The 650-nt window shown below is 58.0% G+C and carries 1 pseudogene; it reads left to right on the top strand.

From position 1 onward, the window contains the following. Positions 1–82 precede the first annotated feature (82 nt). Positions 83–650: pseudogene (locus B0E51_RS17625) on the top strand (glutamate synthase); the annotation flags it as partial.

Below are 650 nucleotides of genomic sequence, written 5' to 3'. Positions count from 1 at the left end.
TACTTATTGCCACATCCCATCGCTATGGAATCTGGCCGCTGGAACCTACTCGATCACAGTGACACCGGCTACGGGTGGGACCATGAGCTTCAATGCTCTGTTGCAACCGGATGTGATCGGCCCGGCATTGACCGCGAACGCGCCGACGACAGTGAATTTGGGGGTGGGGCAGATCGAGCGGCTGACGTTCACTGGTACGGCAGGTCAAACGGTTGCCTTGAATGTGTCCGCAGAGAGCACCACGCCTGCGGGCCAGGGGGTGTATGTGTTCGTCTACCAGCCTGGCACGATCACGCCGACGAACTACTACACGTATGTCTTTACCAACGGGTCGGCGAACACACTCAACCTGCCCAATTTGCCGGCGAGCGGAACTTACACACTGTCCGTAGCCACGCCTTACGGCGTACCGGGGACGGTCCAGGTGACTTTGGCATCCGGTGTCACCGGCACATTACCCAGCAATGGCACAAGCCAGAGCTATGTCGCGAACACACCAGGTCAGAACGCCTATTTATCGTTCACCGCCACGGCGGGCCAGGACTTGGAACTGGAGTTGACGAACATCAATGTGTCCGGTGGCAGTCAGAATCAGGTGGGGGTAACGGTCACCAATGCAGCGGGAACCTCGATAGCGAATATCAGCTGCA

The sequence above is a fragment of the Rhodanobacter sp. C05 genome (assembly GCF_002001165.1).
Lineage (GTDB): Bacteria > Pseudomonadota > Gammaproteobacteria > Xanthomonadales > Rhodanobacteraceae > Rhodanobacter.
Note: the sequence above shows the minus strand (reverse complement) of the source record. Positions and strands in the feature narration are given on the sequence as shown.